The 13551-nt window shown below is 61.7% G+C and carries 13 protein-coding genes; 11 read left to right on the forward strand and 2 right to left on the reverse strand.

The window, feature by feature from the left end; genetic code table 11:
• Window positions 1-313 precede the first annotated feature (313 nt).
• The 7 genes from puuE to PMI38_RS05765 all read left to right on the forward strand — a co-directional run bounded on the left by puuE (window position 314) and on the right by PMI38_RS05765 (window position 7269).
• A complete protein-coding gene (gene puuE / locus PMI38_RS05735) occupies window positions 314-1240 on the forward strand; it encodes an allantoinase PuuE (protein ID WP_008091642.1) in 927 nt (308 codons plus the stop codon).
• On the forward strand, window positions 1240-1755 hold the full coding sequence (gene uraD, locus PMI38_RS05740; RefSeq protein WP_008091643.1) for a 2-oxo-4-hydroxy-4-carboxy-5-ureidoimidazoline decarboxylase: 516 nt from the start codon (window positions 1240-1242) through the stop codon (window positions 1753-1755). The genes puuE and uraD overlap by 1 nt, the downstream gene beginning before the upstream one ends.
• 49 nt (window positions 1756-1804) lie before the next feature.
• Entirely contained in the window at window positions 1805-2308 is a 504-nt protein-coding gene (locus tag PMI38_RS05745; RefSeq protein WP_008091644.1) for an ureidoglycolate lyase, read from the forward strand.
• A 43-nt stretch (window positions 2309-2351) separates the two neighbouring features.
• A complete protein-coding gene (locus PMI38_RS05750) occupies window positions 2352-3680 on the forward strand; it encodes a urate hydroxylase PuuD (RefSeq protein ID WP_008091646.1) in 1329 nt (442 codons plus the stop codon).
• Between the two features lie 172 nt (window positions 3681-3852).
• Window positions 3853-5208 (forward strand): nucleobase:cation symporter-2 family protein, encoded by a 1356-nt coding sequence (locus tag PMI38_RS05755; protein WP_008091647.1) that lies wholly within the window; start codon window positions 3853-3855, stop codon window positions 5206-5208.
• A 138-nt stretch (window positions 5209-5346) separates the two neighbouring features.
• Window positions 5347-6132, forward strand: coding sequence for an outer membrane protein OmpK (locus PMI38_RS05760; protein WP_043273115.1), 786 nt, complete (start codon window positions 5347-5349; stop codon window positions 6130-6132).
• 354 nt (window positions 6133-6486) lie between these two features.
• Window positions 6487-7269: an outer membrane protein OmpK gene (locus tag PMI38_RS05765; RefSeq protein WP_008091649.1), complete on the forward strand. Its 783-nt coding sequence runs from the start codon at window positions 6487-6489 to the stop codon at window positions 7267-7269.
• A gap of 112 nt (window positions 7270-7381) precedes the next feature.
• Here the strand turns inward: PMI38_RS05765 and PMI38_RS05770 are convergent, their stop codons facing one another.
• Window positions 7382-8296, reverse strand: coding sequence for a DUF808 domain-containing protein (locus tag PMI38_RS05770; RefSeq protein WP_008091650.1), 915 nt, complete (start codon window positions 8294-8296; stop codon window positions 7382-7384).
• 130 nt (window positions 8297-8426) lie between these two features.
• On the opposite strand from PMI38_RS05770, the gene PMI38_RS05775 reads away from it, so the two are divergent.
• Window positions 8427-9038: a TetR/AcrR family transcriptional regulator gene (locus tag PMI38_RS05775; protein WP_008091651.1), complete on the forward strand. Its 612-nt coding sequence runs from the start codon at window positions 8427-8429 to the stop codon at window positions 9036-9038.
• A gap of 110 nt (window positions 9039-9148) precedes the next feature.
• On the opposite strand, the gene PMI38_RS05780 is transcribed toward PMI38_RS05775, so the two are convergent.
• Window positions 9149-9589 carry a GlcG/HbpS family heme-binding protein gene (locus tag PMI38_RS05780; RefSeq protein WP_008091653.1) on the reverse strand — a complete coding sequence of 147 codons (441 nt, stop codon included), beginning with the start codon at window positions 9587-9589 and terminating at the stop codon, window positions 9149-9151.
• Window positions 9590-9847: 258 nt separating this feature from the next.
• Here PMI38_RS05780 and gcl point away from each other — a divergent pair, with 258 nt between their 5' ends.
• The 3 genes from gcl (at window position 9848) to PMI38_RS05795 (ending at window position 13515) form a co-directional block, all read left to right on the forward strand.
• The gene (gene gcl / locus PMI38_RS05785) at window positions 9848-11623 is read left to right on the forward strand and encodes a glyoxylate carboligase (RefSeq protein ID WP_008091654.1); all 1776 of its coding nucleotides are present in this window, start codon (window positions 9848-9850) and stop codon (window positions 11621-11623) included.
• A 54-nt stretch (window positions 11624-11677) separates the two neighbouring features.
• Window positions 11678-12460: a hydroxypyruvate isomerase gene (gene hyi, locus PMI38_RS05790; RefSeq protein ID WP_008091656.1), complete on the forward strand. Its 783-nt coding sequence runs from the start codon at window positions 11678-11680 to the stop codon at window positions 12458-12460.
• Between the two features lie 161 nt (window positions 12461-12621).
• The gene (locus PMI38_RS05795) at window positions 12622-13515 is read left to right on the forward strand and encodes a 2-hydroxy-3-oxopropionate reductase (protein ID WP_008091658.1); all 894 of its coding nucleotides are present in this window, start codon (window positions 12622-12624) and stop codon (window positions 13513-13515) included.
• Window positions 13516-13551: the final 36 nt, after the last annotated feature.

Raw genomic sequence — 13551 nt, forward strand, 5'->3', positions numbered from 1 at the left:
CCTGCGATGGGCGGGAATGGCGTTATTAAGACATTTAAGCTGCAGATTGTACACAATTTTTTGAGCCCACCCGTCGCAGCCCCTCCCTCACTGCTTCCTGTCGCAAAATCAGGCCCTGTGCAGACCCTCATGGCATTAGCTGACCAATCGGGCAGGTTTCTTGCAACCCATTCTCAGGCGACAAAAGGGAAGAAATGCGGAAAAACAGGCTTACAAAAGATTTCAGAAGTTGTATACAATCAGCCCATCCGGTGGTGCGACATACCGACGCGGCCCGCCCACCCCGCACTAACACACAAGAAGGAAGACTGCAGTGAGCGCTGACTACCCTCGCGACCTGATCGGTTACGGCAACAACCCTCCTCACCCGCAATGGCCGGGCAACGCTCGCATCGCGCTGTCTTTCGTCCTCAACTACGAAGAAGGCGGCGAACGCAACATCCTGCACGGTGACAAAGAGTCCGAAGCCTTCCTGTCCGAGATGGTCGCTGCCCAGCCACTGCAGGGCCAGCGCAACATGAGCATGGAATCGCTCTACGAATACGGCAGCCGCGCCGGTGTATGGCGCCTGCTCAAGCTGTTCAAGGACAGCGGCGTACCGCTGACCGTGTTCGCCGTGGCCATGGCCGCCCAGCGCCACCCCGACGTGATCCGCGCCATGGTCGAAGCCGGCCACGAGATCTGCAGCCACGGCTACCGCTGGATCGACTACCAGAACATGGACGAGGCCCAGGAGCGCGAGCACATGCTCGAAGCCATCCGCATCCTCACCGAACTGACCGGCGAGCGCCCGCTGGGCTGGTACACCGGCCGCACCGGCCCGAACACCCGCCGCCTGGTGATGGAGGAAGGCAACTTCCTGTATGACAGCGACACCTACGACGACGACCTGCCGTACTGGGAGCCGAACAACCCGACCGGCAAGCCGCACCTGGTGATCCCCTACACCCTGGACACCAACGACATGCGCTTCACCCAGGTCCAGGGCTTCAACTGCGGCGAGCAGTTCTTCCAGTACCTCAAGGACGCCTTCGACGTGCTCTACGCCGAAGGTGCCGAGGCACCGAAAATGCTCTCCATCGGCCTGCACTGCCGCCTGGTCGGCCGCCCGGCCCGCCTGGCCGCCCTCAAGCGCTTCGTCGATTACGCCAAGAGCCACGACCAGGTCTGGTTCGCCCGTCGCGTGGACATCGCCCGCCACTGGCATACCACCCACCCGTACAAGAAAGAGAACGCCTGATGACCGCCTTCAAGACCCTCAAGCCATCCGCCCTGGACCGTGACGCCTTCGTCAAGGCTTTCGCCGATATCTACGAGCATTCGCCGTGGGTCGCCGAAAAAGCCTATGACCTGGGCCAGCTGGGTGAACTGGACGAGATCGAGGCGCTGCACCAGCGCATGAGCGACATCCTGCTCAGCGCCAACCACGCAGACCAGCTGGCACTGATCAATGCTCACCCGGACCTCGCTGGCAAGGCCGCCATCCAGGGCGAGCTGACCGAATCGAGCACCAACGAGCAGGCCGGCGCCGGTATCCACCAGTGCACCGCCGAAGAGTTCGCCCGTTTCACCGAACTGAACGACGCCTACAAGGCCAAGTTCCAGTTCCCGTTCATCATGGCGGTCAAGGGCAGCAACCGGCACCAGATTCTCGCCGCCTTCGAAAAACGCATCCACAACGACGCCGATGCCGAATTCAAGGAAGCCCTGGCGCAGATCAACCTGATCGCCCTGTTCCGCCTGCTGCAGCTGTAAGCAACAGCCGAACCTTTTTCAGTACAACGAACATATAAGAGAGACCCGCATGCGCACCCTGATGATCGAGCCCCTGACCAAAGAAGCCTTCGCCCAATTCGGAGACGTGATCGAAACCGACGGCAGCGACCACTTCATGATCAACAACGGCTCGACCATGCGCTTCCACAAGCTCGCCGCGGTCGAGACCGCCGAGCCTGAGGACAAGGCGATCATCAGCATCTTCCGCGCCGACGCGCAGGACATGCCGCTGACCGTGCGCATGCTGGAACGCCATCCGCTGGGCAGCCAGGCTTTCATCCCGCTGCTCGGCAACCCCTTTCTGATCGTGGTCGCGCCCGTTGGCGATGCACCTGTATCAGGCTTGGTCCGTGCCTTCCGTAGTAATGGCAGGCAGGGCGTCAATTACCATCGCGGCGTCTGGCACCACCCGGTGCTGACGATCGAAAAGCGGGATGATTTCCTGGTGGTTGATCGCAGTGGTTCTGGCAACAACTGCGATGAGCATTACTTCACCGAGGAACAGATGCTGATCCTCAATCCCCACCAATAAGAAAAGGTCAGTCATCTAACGGTGACTGGCAGAGGTACATACTGTGGAAGCACACCTTCACGAATGGCTGAACCTGAGCATTCGCTGGGTTCACATGATCACCGGTGTCGCCTGGATCGGTGCATCGTTCTACTTCGTCTGGCTGGAGAACCACCTGAACCGAAGCAACCCGCGCGATGGGTTGTCGGGTGATCTCTGGGCAATTCACGGCGGTGGTATCTACCACCTGGAGAAATACAAACTCGCACCCCCGAAAATGCCCGAGAACCTGCACTGGTTCAAATGGGAAGCCTACTTCACCTGGATGTCCGGTATCGCCCTGCTGTGCGTGGTGTTCTACTGGAACCCGGCCCTGTACCTGCTGGCACCTGGCAGCACCCTGAGCGGTGCCGAAGGCGTGGCCATCGGTATCGGCTCGCTGATCGCCGGCTGGTTCATCTACGACTTCCTGTGCGACTCGCCCCTGGGCAAGAAGCCAGCGCTGCTCGGCGGTGTACTGTTCGTGCTGATCATCGCCGCCTGCTGGGGCTTCAGCCTGGTGTTCAGCGGCCGTGGTGCGTACCTGCACACTGGCGCGATCATCGGCACCATCATGGTCGGTAACGTGTTCCGCATCATCATGCCGGCCCAGCGCCAGTTGGTGGCGGCGATCGAGAACAACCAGACGCCCGACCCGGTACTGCCGGCCAAAGGCCTGCTGCGCTCGCGTCACAACAACTACTTCACCCTGCCGGTGCTGTTCATCATGATCAGCAACCACTTCCCGAGCACCTACGGTAGCCAGTACAACTGGCTGATCCTGGCCGGTATCGCAGTAGCCGCGGTTCTGATCCGCCACTACTTCAACACCCGCCACGACAGCAACAAGTACGCCTGGACCTTGCCTGTCGGCGCTCTGGCAATGATCTGCCTGGCTTATGTCACCGGCCCCAAGCCGATGGCTGTTGCGCCTGAGCAGGCTGCGGCGAAGGTCGAGTACCAACCGCTGCCGGCAACCGCAGTGGGTGGCAAGACCGCTGCCGAGCAGCGTGCCGAGGACGCCGCCAAGGCCGCCGAAGCGCCTGCCGCACCGGCAGAAGCACCGGCCCAGGCCACTGCGCAAGCAGGTGGCGGCGCCTTCGACAAGATCCACACCGTCATCCAGGAACGCTGCACCGTGTGCCACTCGCAGAAGCCGACCAGCCCACTGTTCAGCGCCGCCCCTGCCGGCGTGATGTTCGACACCCCGCAGCAGATCCAGGCCCAGGCCGCGCGCATCCAAGCGCAAGCGGTCGCCAGCCAGATCATGCCGCTGGGCAACATCACCCAGATGACCGCCGAAGAGCGCAAGCTGGTCGGTGACTGGATCGCCAAAGGCGCGCAGGTCAACTGATACACCTCTCCCACCGGGGCGTCCGCGCGCCCCTGTGGGAGCGGCCTTGCGCCGCGAATGGGCCGGCACTGCCGGCCCAAGTTACAAGAAACACGCAACAAGCAAGCATCGAGCGACCAGGCCTGAGCCTGGCGCTTGGATCCGAGAATAAAAACAAAACTCGAGGTGCTGCATGTCCGAGTCACGCAAGGCGTACATTCCCGTTGCGCCGCCGCGAGAGCCTCTGCCCCTGTTCCAACTGATCCTGGTAGGCCTGCAACACGTTCTGCTGATGTACGGAGGTGCGATTGCCGTGCCTTTGATCATTGGCCAGGCGGCCGGATTGTCCCGTGAAGAAGTCGCTTTCCTGATCAACGCCGACCTGCTGGTCGCCGGCGTCGCCACCATCATCCAGTCGTTCGGTATCGGCCCGGTAGGGATCCGCATGCCGGTGATGATGGGCGCCAGTTTCGCCGCCGTCGGCAGCATGGTGGCCATGGCCGGCATGCCCGGCGTAGGCCTGCAGGGGATCTTCGGCGCGACCATCGCTGCCGGGTTCTTCGGCATGCTGATCGCGCCGTTCATGTCCAAGGTGGTGCGCTTCTTCCCACCGCTGGTCACCGGTACCGTCATCACCTCGATCGGCCTGTCGCTGTTCCCGGTCGCGGTCAACTGGGCCGGTGGCGGGCATGAGGCAGAAGCCTTCGGCTCGCCGATCTACCTGATGGTGGCTGGCCTGGTACTGGCGGTGATCCTGCTGATCAACCGCTTCATGCGCGGTTTCTGGGTCAACGTCTCGGTACTGGTGGGCATGGGCCTGGGCTACATCCTGGCCGGTTCCATCGGCATGGTCGACCTGTCTGGCCTGAATGAAGCACCGTGGCTGCAAGTGGTGACCCCACTGCACTTCGGCATGCCGACCTTCAGCCTGGCGCCGATCCTGTCGATGTGCCTGGTGGTGGTGATCATCTTCGTCGAGTCCACGGGCATGTTCCTCGCCCTGGGCAAGGTGACTGATCGTGAAGTGACACCCGGGATGCTCCGCCGTGGCCTGCTGTGCGACGCCGGTGCGTCGTTCATCGCCGGTTTCTTCAACACTTTCACCCACTCCTCGTTCGCGCAGAACATCGGCCTGGTGCAGATGACCGGGGTACGCTGCCGCTTCGTCACCATCGTGGCCGGCGCGCTGCTGATCCTGCTCAGCCTGCTGCCCAAGGCGGCCTTCCTGATCGCCTCGATCCCGCCTGCGGTACTGGGCGGCGCGTCCATCGCCATGTTCGGCATGGTCACCGCCACCGGGATCAAGATCCTCCAGGAAGCCGACATTGGCGACCGCCGCAACCAGCTGCTGGTTGCGGTCAGCGTCGGCTTTGGCCTGATCCCCGTGGTCCGGCCGGAGTTCTTCGCGCAGATGCCGCAGTGGATGGAACCCATCACCCACAGCGGCATCGCCATGGCCACGGTCAGCGCCCTGGTACTGAACGTGCTGTTCAACATCCTCGGTGGTGCCGACCGCGCCGCACACAACGACGCCTGTCACCAGCATTGAGCCCGACGGGGCGGCACAGGTTGCCGCCCCTGCTCATACCCGAAAACGCTGCACCGTCGGCCCGCCGGAATGGGCCGCCCGGGGCGCCTGCGCGCCAAAAAAACCGCCAACAAAAACAATAAGTCCGGGAATCACAACATGAAGCGCATCGCATCAAGCCTGCTGTTGGGCAGCAGCCTGCTGGCCACCCTCCCCGCCCACGCAGGCGAATGGCTGCTGTGGCATGGCGAAAGCCTGACCTATCTGTACGGCAAAGACTTCAAGGTCAACCCCGACATCCAGCAGACCATCACCTTCGAGCACGCCAACAAATGGAAGTACGGCGACACGTTCATGTTCGTCGACAAGATCTTCTACAACGGCAAGCCCGACCGCAACAAAGGCGTGACCACCTACTACGGTGAGTTCAGCCCGCGCCTGTCGTTCGGCAAGATCCTCGACCAGAAGCTGTCCTTCGGCCCGATCAAGGACGTGCTGCTGGCCATGACCTACGAAAGCGGCGAAGGCGACAACGAGGCCTACCTGATCGGCCCCGGCTTCGACCTGGACATTCCCGGCTTCAACTACTTCACCCTCAATTTCTACGTACGCAACACCGAAGGCAGCCGCCCAGGCGACAACGTCTGGCAGATCACCCCCGGCTGGTCGTACACCATCCCGGTGGGCAAATCCGACATTCTGATCGACGGTTACATGGACTGGGTGACCGACAACGACGAAACCCGTCGCGGCACCTACCACGCCAACCTGCACTTCAACCCGCAGGTCAAGTACGACCTGGGCAAGGCCCTGAACCTGGGCGCCAAACAGCTCTACGTGGGCTTTGAGTACAGCTATTGGAAGGACAAGTACGGCATCGACAGCCGCGGCAACCTGGAAAGCAATCAGAGCGTGGCCAGTGCGCTGATCAAGGTGCATTTCTAAAAATCTGACCGATTGCACAAGTTTGATCTACCCTGCTCCAGGATGGAGCACTTGAGGCCGGGCGCGCAAGCCAGTAATCTGCGCGCCCCCTCGATCAGGGCAGGACGGATTCTGCCTGCGTTTACTGACCGCTCAGTCAATGAATTCGGGCGGTTGGCCAACGTGTTGCCAGCCTGAAATACCCATTTTCATCCGTTCAGAACGAGTCGAGCAGGACCGTTGTAGCCAGCCCGGAAAAGTTGGCGCAACTCTTGCCAAACAGCTGTGGCCTATCGAAAAAAGCTGACTCAAAAGACAAGAACAGCGCCTTTACGAGCGCTGACAACAGATCAAAACAAGGGAGCGACTCTCGCAATGCGTACCATCAACAGCCTGATTCTCGCGGGCGGCCTGCTGGCCTGCGGCCCCACCTTCGCCGGCGACCTGCTGCAGTGGCAGAACAACAGCCTGACCTACCTCTGGGGCAAGAACTTCAAGGTCAACCCCGAGGTCCAGCAGACAGTCACCTTCGAGCACGCCGATGGCTGGAAGTACGGCGACAACTTCTTCTTCGTCGACAAGATCTTCTACAACGGCCAGAAGGACTTCAACAACGGCGACAACACCTACTACGGTGAATTCAGCCCGCGCCTGTCGTTCGGCAAGATCTTCGACCAGAAGATGGAGTTCGGCCCGGTCAAGGACGTGCTGCTGGCCATGACCTACGAGTTCGGCGAGGGTGACACCGAGTCCTACCTGATCGGCCCTGGCTTCGACCTGGCCATCCCGGGCTTCGACTACTTCCAGCTGAACTTCTACAACCGCACCACCGAAGGCAGCCGCGCGGGCGACAACGTCTGGCAGATCACCCCGGTGTGGTCCTACACCATTCCTGTGGGGTCGTCCGATATCCTCATCGACGGCTTCATGGACTGGGTCGTCGACAACGACGAGAACAGCCGTGGTGAATACCACGCCAACCTGCACTTCAACCCGCAGGTCAAATATGACCTGGGCAAGGCGTTGCACCTGGGCGAGAAGCAGCTGTACGTCGGTTTCGAGTACGACTACTGGAAGAACAAGTACGGGATCAAGGATTCCGATGCGTTCACCACCGACCAGAACACTGCAAGTTTCCTGGTCAAGGTTCACTTCTGATTGTCGGGCCGCTTTGCGGCCCATCGCGGCTGAAGCCGCTCCTACAAGGACCGCGTAAAACCTGTAGGAGCGGCTTTAGCCGCGATCCGGGGCTCTGCCCCGGCCATTCACATCAGGTTGCGGGCTTAACAGCACGCCAGAGCTTCCCCACAACTGCCACTACCGCCAACACCACGGCACCCGCGACAATCCCCACGCCACCATTGAGCAACGCTCCCGTCAGCGCCCCGCCCCGCCCTTCGCTGAATGCCTCGATGGCGTGATGCAACGGCTCGATGCCATGCACGAGAATCCCGCCACCAACCAGAAACATCGCCGCAGTACCGATCACCGACAGGCTTTTCATCATGTACGGCGCAGCACGCAGGATGCCATTACCTACCGCCTGGGAAACTTTCGAAGCCTTCTGGGTCATCCACAACCCCAGGTCATCGAGCTTGACGATGCCACCCACCAGCCCGTAAACCCCGACGGTCATGATGATGGCGATCCCCGACAGGACGATGATCTGCTGGCTCAGCGGCGCATCCGCCACCGTGCCCAGGGTAATGGCAATGATCTCTGCCGACAGGATGAAGTCGGTGCGCACCGCGCCCTTGATCTTGGTCTTCTCAAAGGCCACCAGGTCGACATTCGGATCGGCCACGGCCTCGGCCCGCACGCTGTGCTCCGCCGCCTCCTCTTGCTTGCTGTGCAAGAACTTGTGCGCCAGCTTCTCGAAGCCCTCGAAACACAGGTAGGCACCGCCGATCATCAGCAACGGCGTCACCGCCCATGGGATGAACGCGCTGATCAGCAGCGCTGCCGGTACCAGGATCGCCTTGTTGATGAACGAGCCCTTGGCCACCGCCCAGACCACCGGGATCTCGCGCTCGGCGCGCACACCGGTGACCTGCTGGGCATTGAGCGCCAGGTCGTCGCCGAGCACGCCTGCGGTCTTTTTCGCCGCCATTTTGGTCATCAGCGAGACGTCGTCGAGTACCGTGGCGATGTCATCGATCAGTACCAGTAGACTGCTGCCTGCCATGTTTGTCGCTTCCCGTTGAATGAATGGGCCGGAGTCTAGCCGAAAGTCGCTGCCTTGAGCGCTTGTCGGAGGCGGTGCTACCATGGCCGGTCACCTTAGAGGTGGCCAGACACGAGGAAGATCCCCGACCATGAGCACCATTCGCGAGCGCAACAAGGAACTGATCCTGCGCGCGGCCAGCGAGGAATTCGCCGACAAGGGCTTCGCTGCCACCAAGACCAGCGATATCGCGGCCAAGGCCGGCCTGCCCAAGCCGAACGTGTACTACTACTTCAAATCCAAGGACAACCTCTACCGCGAGGTCCTGGAGAGCATCATCGCGCCGATCATGCAGGCGTCGACGCCGTTCAATGCCGACGGTGATCCGAAGGAAGTATTGAGTTCCTACATCCGCTCGAAGATCCGCATCTCGCGCGATCTGCCGCATGCTTCGAAGGTATTCGCCAGCGAGATCATGCACGGTGCGCCGCATCTGTCGCCCAATCAGGTCGAGCAGCTCAACGAACAGGCACGCCACAACATCGAGTGCATCCAGCGCTGGATCGAGCGTGGGCAGATCGCCCATGTCGACCCGCATCACCTGATGTTCAGCATCTGGGCGGCGACCCAGACCTATGCCGATTTCGATTGGCAGATTTCGGTGATCACCGGCAAGGCCAAGCTGGCCGACAGTGATTATGAAGCGGCGGCGGAAACCATCATTCGCCTGGTGCTCAAAGGGTGTGAGCCTGAGGCGGCCTGATAGGGCCTAGGCGTCCCCATCGCCGGCAAGCCGGCTCCCACAGGGTTGCTCAGTGATGTCCCTGTGGGAGCCGGCTTGCCGGCGATGAGGCCAGTACAGCCAATAAAGATTTAGGCAGCCACCCCCGCATCCGCCTTCAACCCCACCTCCTCGATCGCACTGATCGCGCATTGCTCGTCGATATCCGACGTATCACCGCTGATCCCTACCGCACCCAGCACCTTGCCGTCCTGATCACGAATCAGCACGCCACCTGGCGCCGGCACCACCGGCCGTTCACCCAGCCCATTCAACGCCGCGAAAAACGCCGGCCGCTGCTGGGCATCCAACGCCAGCAGGCGCGAGCCCTTGCCCAGGGCAATGGCCCCCCAGGCCTTGCCCGTGGCCACTTCCGGCCGAATCAGGCTGGCCCCATCCTCGCGCTGCAGCGCCAGCAGGTGCCCGCCGGCATCCAGCACCGCCACCGTCAGCGGTGCGGCGTTGATCTTGCGGCCCGCCGCCAGCGCGGCGTTGACCAGGCTGACAGCGACTTTCAGGTTCAAAGCGTTCATGGAAAGGTCCTCTTCTTGTTGTGAGAAGCCCTGAGGGCAGGTGAAAAATCGATTGCACAAATAGAACACAACACAGAATATTTTTGTATACAATATTTTGAAACGATCGTGCACGATCAGACGAAGCGCAGTTTTCACGGGCGCTCCGACGAAAGCCACTTCCCCCGATGAAAATCCATTGACCTAGGCCGCCAGCCGTGAATACACTCTGGCACAAAGCAAGTTGTATACAATTACAAAATCGATGAGGCACAACCCATGAGCAAAATGAGAGCAATCGATGCAGCCGTTCTGGTCATGCGCCGTGAAGGTGTAGATACCGCGTTCGGCATCCCGGGGGCTGCAATCAACCCGTTGTACTCGGCCCTGAAGAAAGTCGGTGGCATCGATCACGTCCTCGCTCGCCACGTCGAAGGTGCCTCGCACATGGCCGAGGGCTACACCCGCGCCAACCCGGGCAACATCGGCGTGTGCATCGGTACTTCCGGCCCTGCCGGCACCGACATGGTCACCGGCCTGTACAGTGCGTCGGCCGACTCCATTCCAATTCTCTGCATCACTGGCCAAGCCCCGCGTGCCCGCCTGCACAAGGAAGACTTCCAGGCCGTCGACATCACCAGCATCGTCAAGCCGGTCACCAAGTGGGCCACCACCGTGCTGGAACCCGGCCAGGTGCCGTATGCCTTCCAGAAAGCCTTCTATGAAATGCGCACCGGCCGTCCAGGCCCTGTGCTGATCGACCTGCCGTTCGACGTGCAGATGGCCGAGATCGAATTCGACATCGACGCCTACGAGCCGCTGGCGGTGAACAAGCCGTCCGCCACCCGCGTACAGGCCGAAAAAGCCCTGGCCCTGCTCAATGACGCCGAGCGCCCACTGCTGGTAGCCGGTGGCGGCATCATCAACGCCGACGCCAGCGACAAACTGGTCGAGTTCGCCGAACTGACCGGCGTGCCGGTGATCCCGACCCTGATGGGCTGGGGCACCATCCCTGACGACCACGAGCAAATGGTCGGCATGGTCGGCCTGCAGACCTCGCACCGCTACGGCAACGCCACCCTGCTCAAATCCGACCTGGTGTTCGGTATCGGCAACCGCTGGGCCAACCGCCACACCGGTTCTGTCGATGTCTACACCGAAGGCCGCAAGTTCGTGCACGTCGACATCGAACCGACCCAGATCGGCCGCGTGTTCACCCCGGACCTGGGTATCGTTTCCGATGCCGGCAAGGCGCTGGACGTGTTCCTCGAAGTGGCCCGCGAGTGGAAAGCCGCTGGCAAGCTGAAGTGCCGCAAGGCCTGGCTGGAAGAGTGCCAGGAGCGCAAGGCTACCCTGCAGCGCAAGACCCACTTCGACAACGTGCCGGTCAAGCCGCAGCGCGTGTACGAAGAGATGAACCAGGTCTTCGGCAAGGACACCTGCTACGTCAGCACCATCGGCCTGTCGCAGATCGCCGGCGCGCAGTTCCTGCACGTGTACAAGCCCCGTCACTGGATCAACTGCGGCCAGGCCGGCCCGCTGGGCTGGACCATCCCTGCCGCGCTGGGCGTGGTCAAGGCCGACCCGAAACGCAAAGTGGTCGCGCTGTCGGGTGACTACGACTTCCAGTTCATGATCGAAGAGCTGGCGGTGGGTGCGCAGTTCAACCTGCCTTACGTCCACGTGCTGGTGAACAACGCCTACCTGGGCCTGATTCGCCAGGCGCAGCGTGGCTTCGACATGGATTACTGTGTACAACTGGCGTTCGAGAACATCAACTCCACCGATGCCGCCACCTACGGTGTCGATCACGTCGCCGTGGTCGAAGGCCTGGGCTGCAAGGCCATCCGCGTGTTCGAGCCGAACGAAATCGCCCCTGCCCTGCTCAAGGCGCAGAAAATGGCCGAAGAGTTCCGCGTACCAGTGGTGGTCGAAGTGATTCTCGAGCGTGTGACCAACATTTCCATGGGCACCGAGATCAACGCGGTCAACGAGTTCGAAGACCTCGCCCTGGTCGGCAACGACGCGCCGACCGCCATCTCGCTGCTCGACTGATCGCCTGACGCCCCCAGGGTTGCTCTGGGGGCCTTCATCGCAAGGAGACAACTCATGCCTCGCTTCGCTGCCAACCTGTCCATGCTGTTCACCGAACAGGACTTCCTGGCCCGCTTCAAGGCTGCTGCCGACGCCGGTTTCAGCGGTGTCGAATACCTGTTCCCCTACGACTTCAGCGCAGCTGAAATCAAGGCCCAGCTCGACGCCCACGGCCTGACCCAGGTGCTGTTCAACCTGCCTGCAGGCGATTGGTCGAAAGGTGAGCGTGGTATCACCTGCCACCCCGACCGCGTCGAAGAGTTCCGCGCCGGTGTCGACAAGGCCATCGAGTACGCCAAGGTGCTGGGCAACACCCAGGTCAACGCCCTGGCCGGCATTCGCCCGCAAGGCCCGGATTGCGCCACCGTACGCAAGACCTTCGTCGAGAACCTGCGCTACGCCGCCGACAAGCTGAAGGCCGCTGGCATTCGCCTGGTCATGGAAATGATCAACACCCGCGATATCCCAGGCTTCTACCTGAACACCACTCAGCAGGCCCTGGAAATCCAGGCCGAAGTGGGCAGCGACAACCTGTTCCTGCAGTACGACATCTACCACATGCAGATCATGGAAGGTGACCTGGCGCGGACCATGGAAGCCAACCTGAAACTGATCAACCACATCCAGCTGGCCGACAACCCAGGCCGCAACGAACCAGGCACCGGTGAGATCAACTACCGCTTCCTGTTCGAACACCTGGACCGCATCGGTTACCAGGGTTGGGTGGGCGCGGAGTACAAGCCGCTGACCACCACCGAGGCCGGCCTGGGCTGGCTGAAGACCCACAATGCAATCTAAAGGCTAGGACACCGAACCTGTGGGAGCGGGCTTGCCCCGCGAAAGCGCCCGCAAGGACAGCACCACTGCCTGATCAACCGCATTCGCGGGGCAAGCCCGCTCCCACAGGGTTCAGGGCTCCCCCGGGAACATGAACATACAAATACAAGAGGCACACTCTCATGGCTAAAATCGGATTCCTCGGCACCGGCATCATGGGCAAGCCCATGGCTCAGAACCTGCAGAAAGCAGGTCACAGCATCTTCGTCTCGACCCACCACGATGCCGCCCCGGCCGACCTGATCGCCGCTGGCGCCGTGGCCCTGGCCAACCCGAAAGAGGTTGCCCAGGAAGCCGAATTCATCATCGTCATGGTCCCGGACACCCCGCAGGTCGAAAGCGTGCTGTTCGGTGAGAACGGCGTCGCCGAAGGCGTCGGCCCGAACAAGGTGGTGATCGACATGAGCTCGATCTCGCCGACCGCCACCAAGGCCTTCGCCGAGAAGATCAAGGCCACCGGCGCCGCCTACCTGGACGCCCCGGTGTCCGGTGGCGAAGTCGGTGCCAAGGCCGCGACCCTGAGCATCATGGTCGGTGGCTGCCCGAAAGCCTTCGAACGCACCCTGCCGCTGTTCGAAGCCATGGGCAAGAACATCACCCGCGTGGGTGGCAACGGCGACGGCCAGACCGCCAAGGTCGCCAACCAGATCATCGTCGCCCTGAACATCCAGGCCGTCGCCGAAGCCCTGCTGTTCGCCGCCAAGAACGGCGCCGACCCGGCCAAGGTACGTGAAGCACTGATGGGCGGCTTCGCCTCGTCGAAGATCCTCGAAGTGCACGCCGAGCGCATGATCAAGGGCACCTTCGACCCAGGCTTCCGCATCAACCTGCACCAGAAGGACCTGAACCTGGCCCTGCAAGGCGCCAAGGAACTGGGCATCAACCTGCCCAACACCTCCAACGCCCAGCAAGTGTTCAACACCTGCCAGGCCCTGGGCGGCGGCAACTGGGACCACTCGGCGCTGATCAAGGGCCTGGAACACATGGCCAACTTCTCGATCCGCGACGACAAGTGATTTGAAGCATGGGGCTGCTTTGCAGCCCAATCGCCG

Origin of the sequence: Pseudomonas sp. GM84, from assembly GCF_000282535.1 — a bacterium.
GTDB lineage: Bacteria > Pseudomonadota > Gammaproteobacteria > Pseudomonadales > Pseudomonadaceae > Aquipseudomonas.

Coding starts and splice junctions, on each gene's coding strand:
- uraD (WP_008091643.1), top strand. CDS start 1,240: ATGACCGCCTTCAAGACCCTCAAGCCATCCGCCCTGGACCGTGACGCC.
- PMI38_RS05745 (WP_008091644.1), top strand. CDS start 1,805: ATGCGCACCCTGATGATCGAGCCCCTGACCAAAGAAGCCTTCGCCCAA.
- PMI38_RS05755 (WP_008091647.1), top strand. CDS start 3,853: ATGTCCGAGTCACGCAAGGCGTACATTCCCGTTGCGCCGCCGCGAGAG.
- PMI38_RS05760 (WP_043273115.1), top strand. CDS start 5,347: ATGAAGCGCATCGCATCAAGCCTGCTGTTGGGCAGCAGCCTGCTGGCC.
- PMI38_RS05765 (WP_008091649.1), top strand. CDS start 6,487: ATGCGTACCATCAACAGCCTGATTCTCGCGGGCGGCCTGCTGGCCTGC.
- PMI38_RS05770 (WP_008091650.1), bottom strand. CDS start 8,296: ATGGCAGGCAGCAGTCTACTGGTACTGATCGATGACATCGCCACGGTA.
- PMI38_RS05775 (WP_008091651.1), top strand. CDS start 8,427: ATGAGCACCATTCGCGAGCGCAACAAGGAACTGATCCTGCGCGCGGCC.
- PMI38_RS05780 (WP_008091653.1), bottom strand. CDS start 9,589: ATGAACGCTTTGAACCTGAAAGTCGCTGTCAGCCTGGTCAACGCCGCG.
- gcl (WP_008091654.1), top strand. CDS start 9,848: ATGAGCAAAATGAGAGCAATCGATGCAGCCGTTCTGGTCATGCGCCGT.
- hyi (WP_008091656.1), top strand. CDS start 11,678: ATGCCTCGCTTCGCTGCCAACCTGTCCATGCTGTTCACCGAACAGGAC.
- PMI38_RS05795 (WP_008091658.1), top strand. CDS start 12,622: ATGGCTAAAATCGGATTCCTCGGCACCGGCATCATGGGCAAGCCCATG.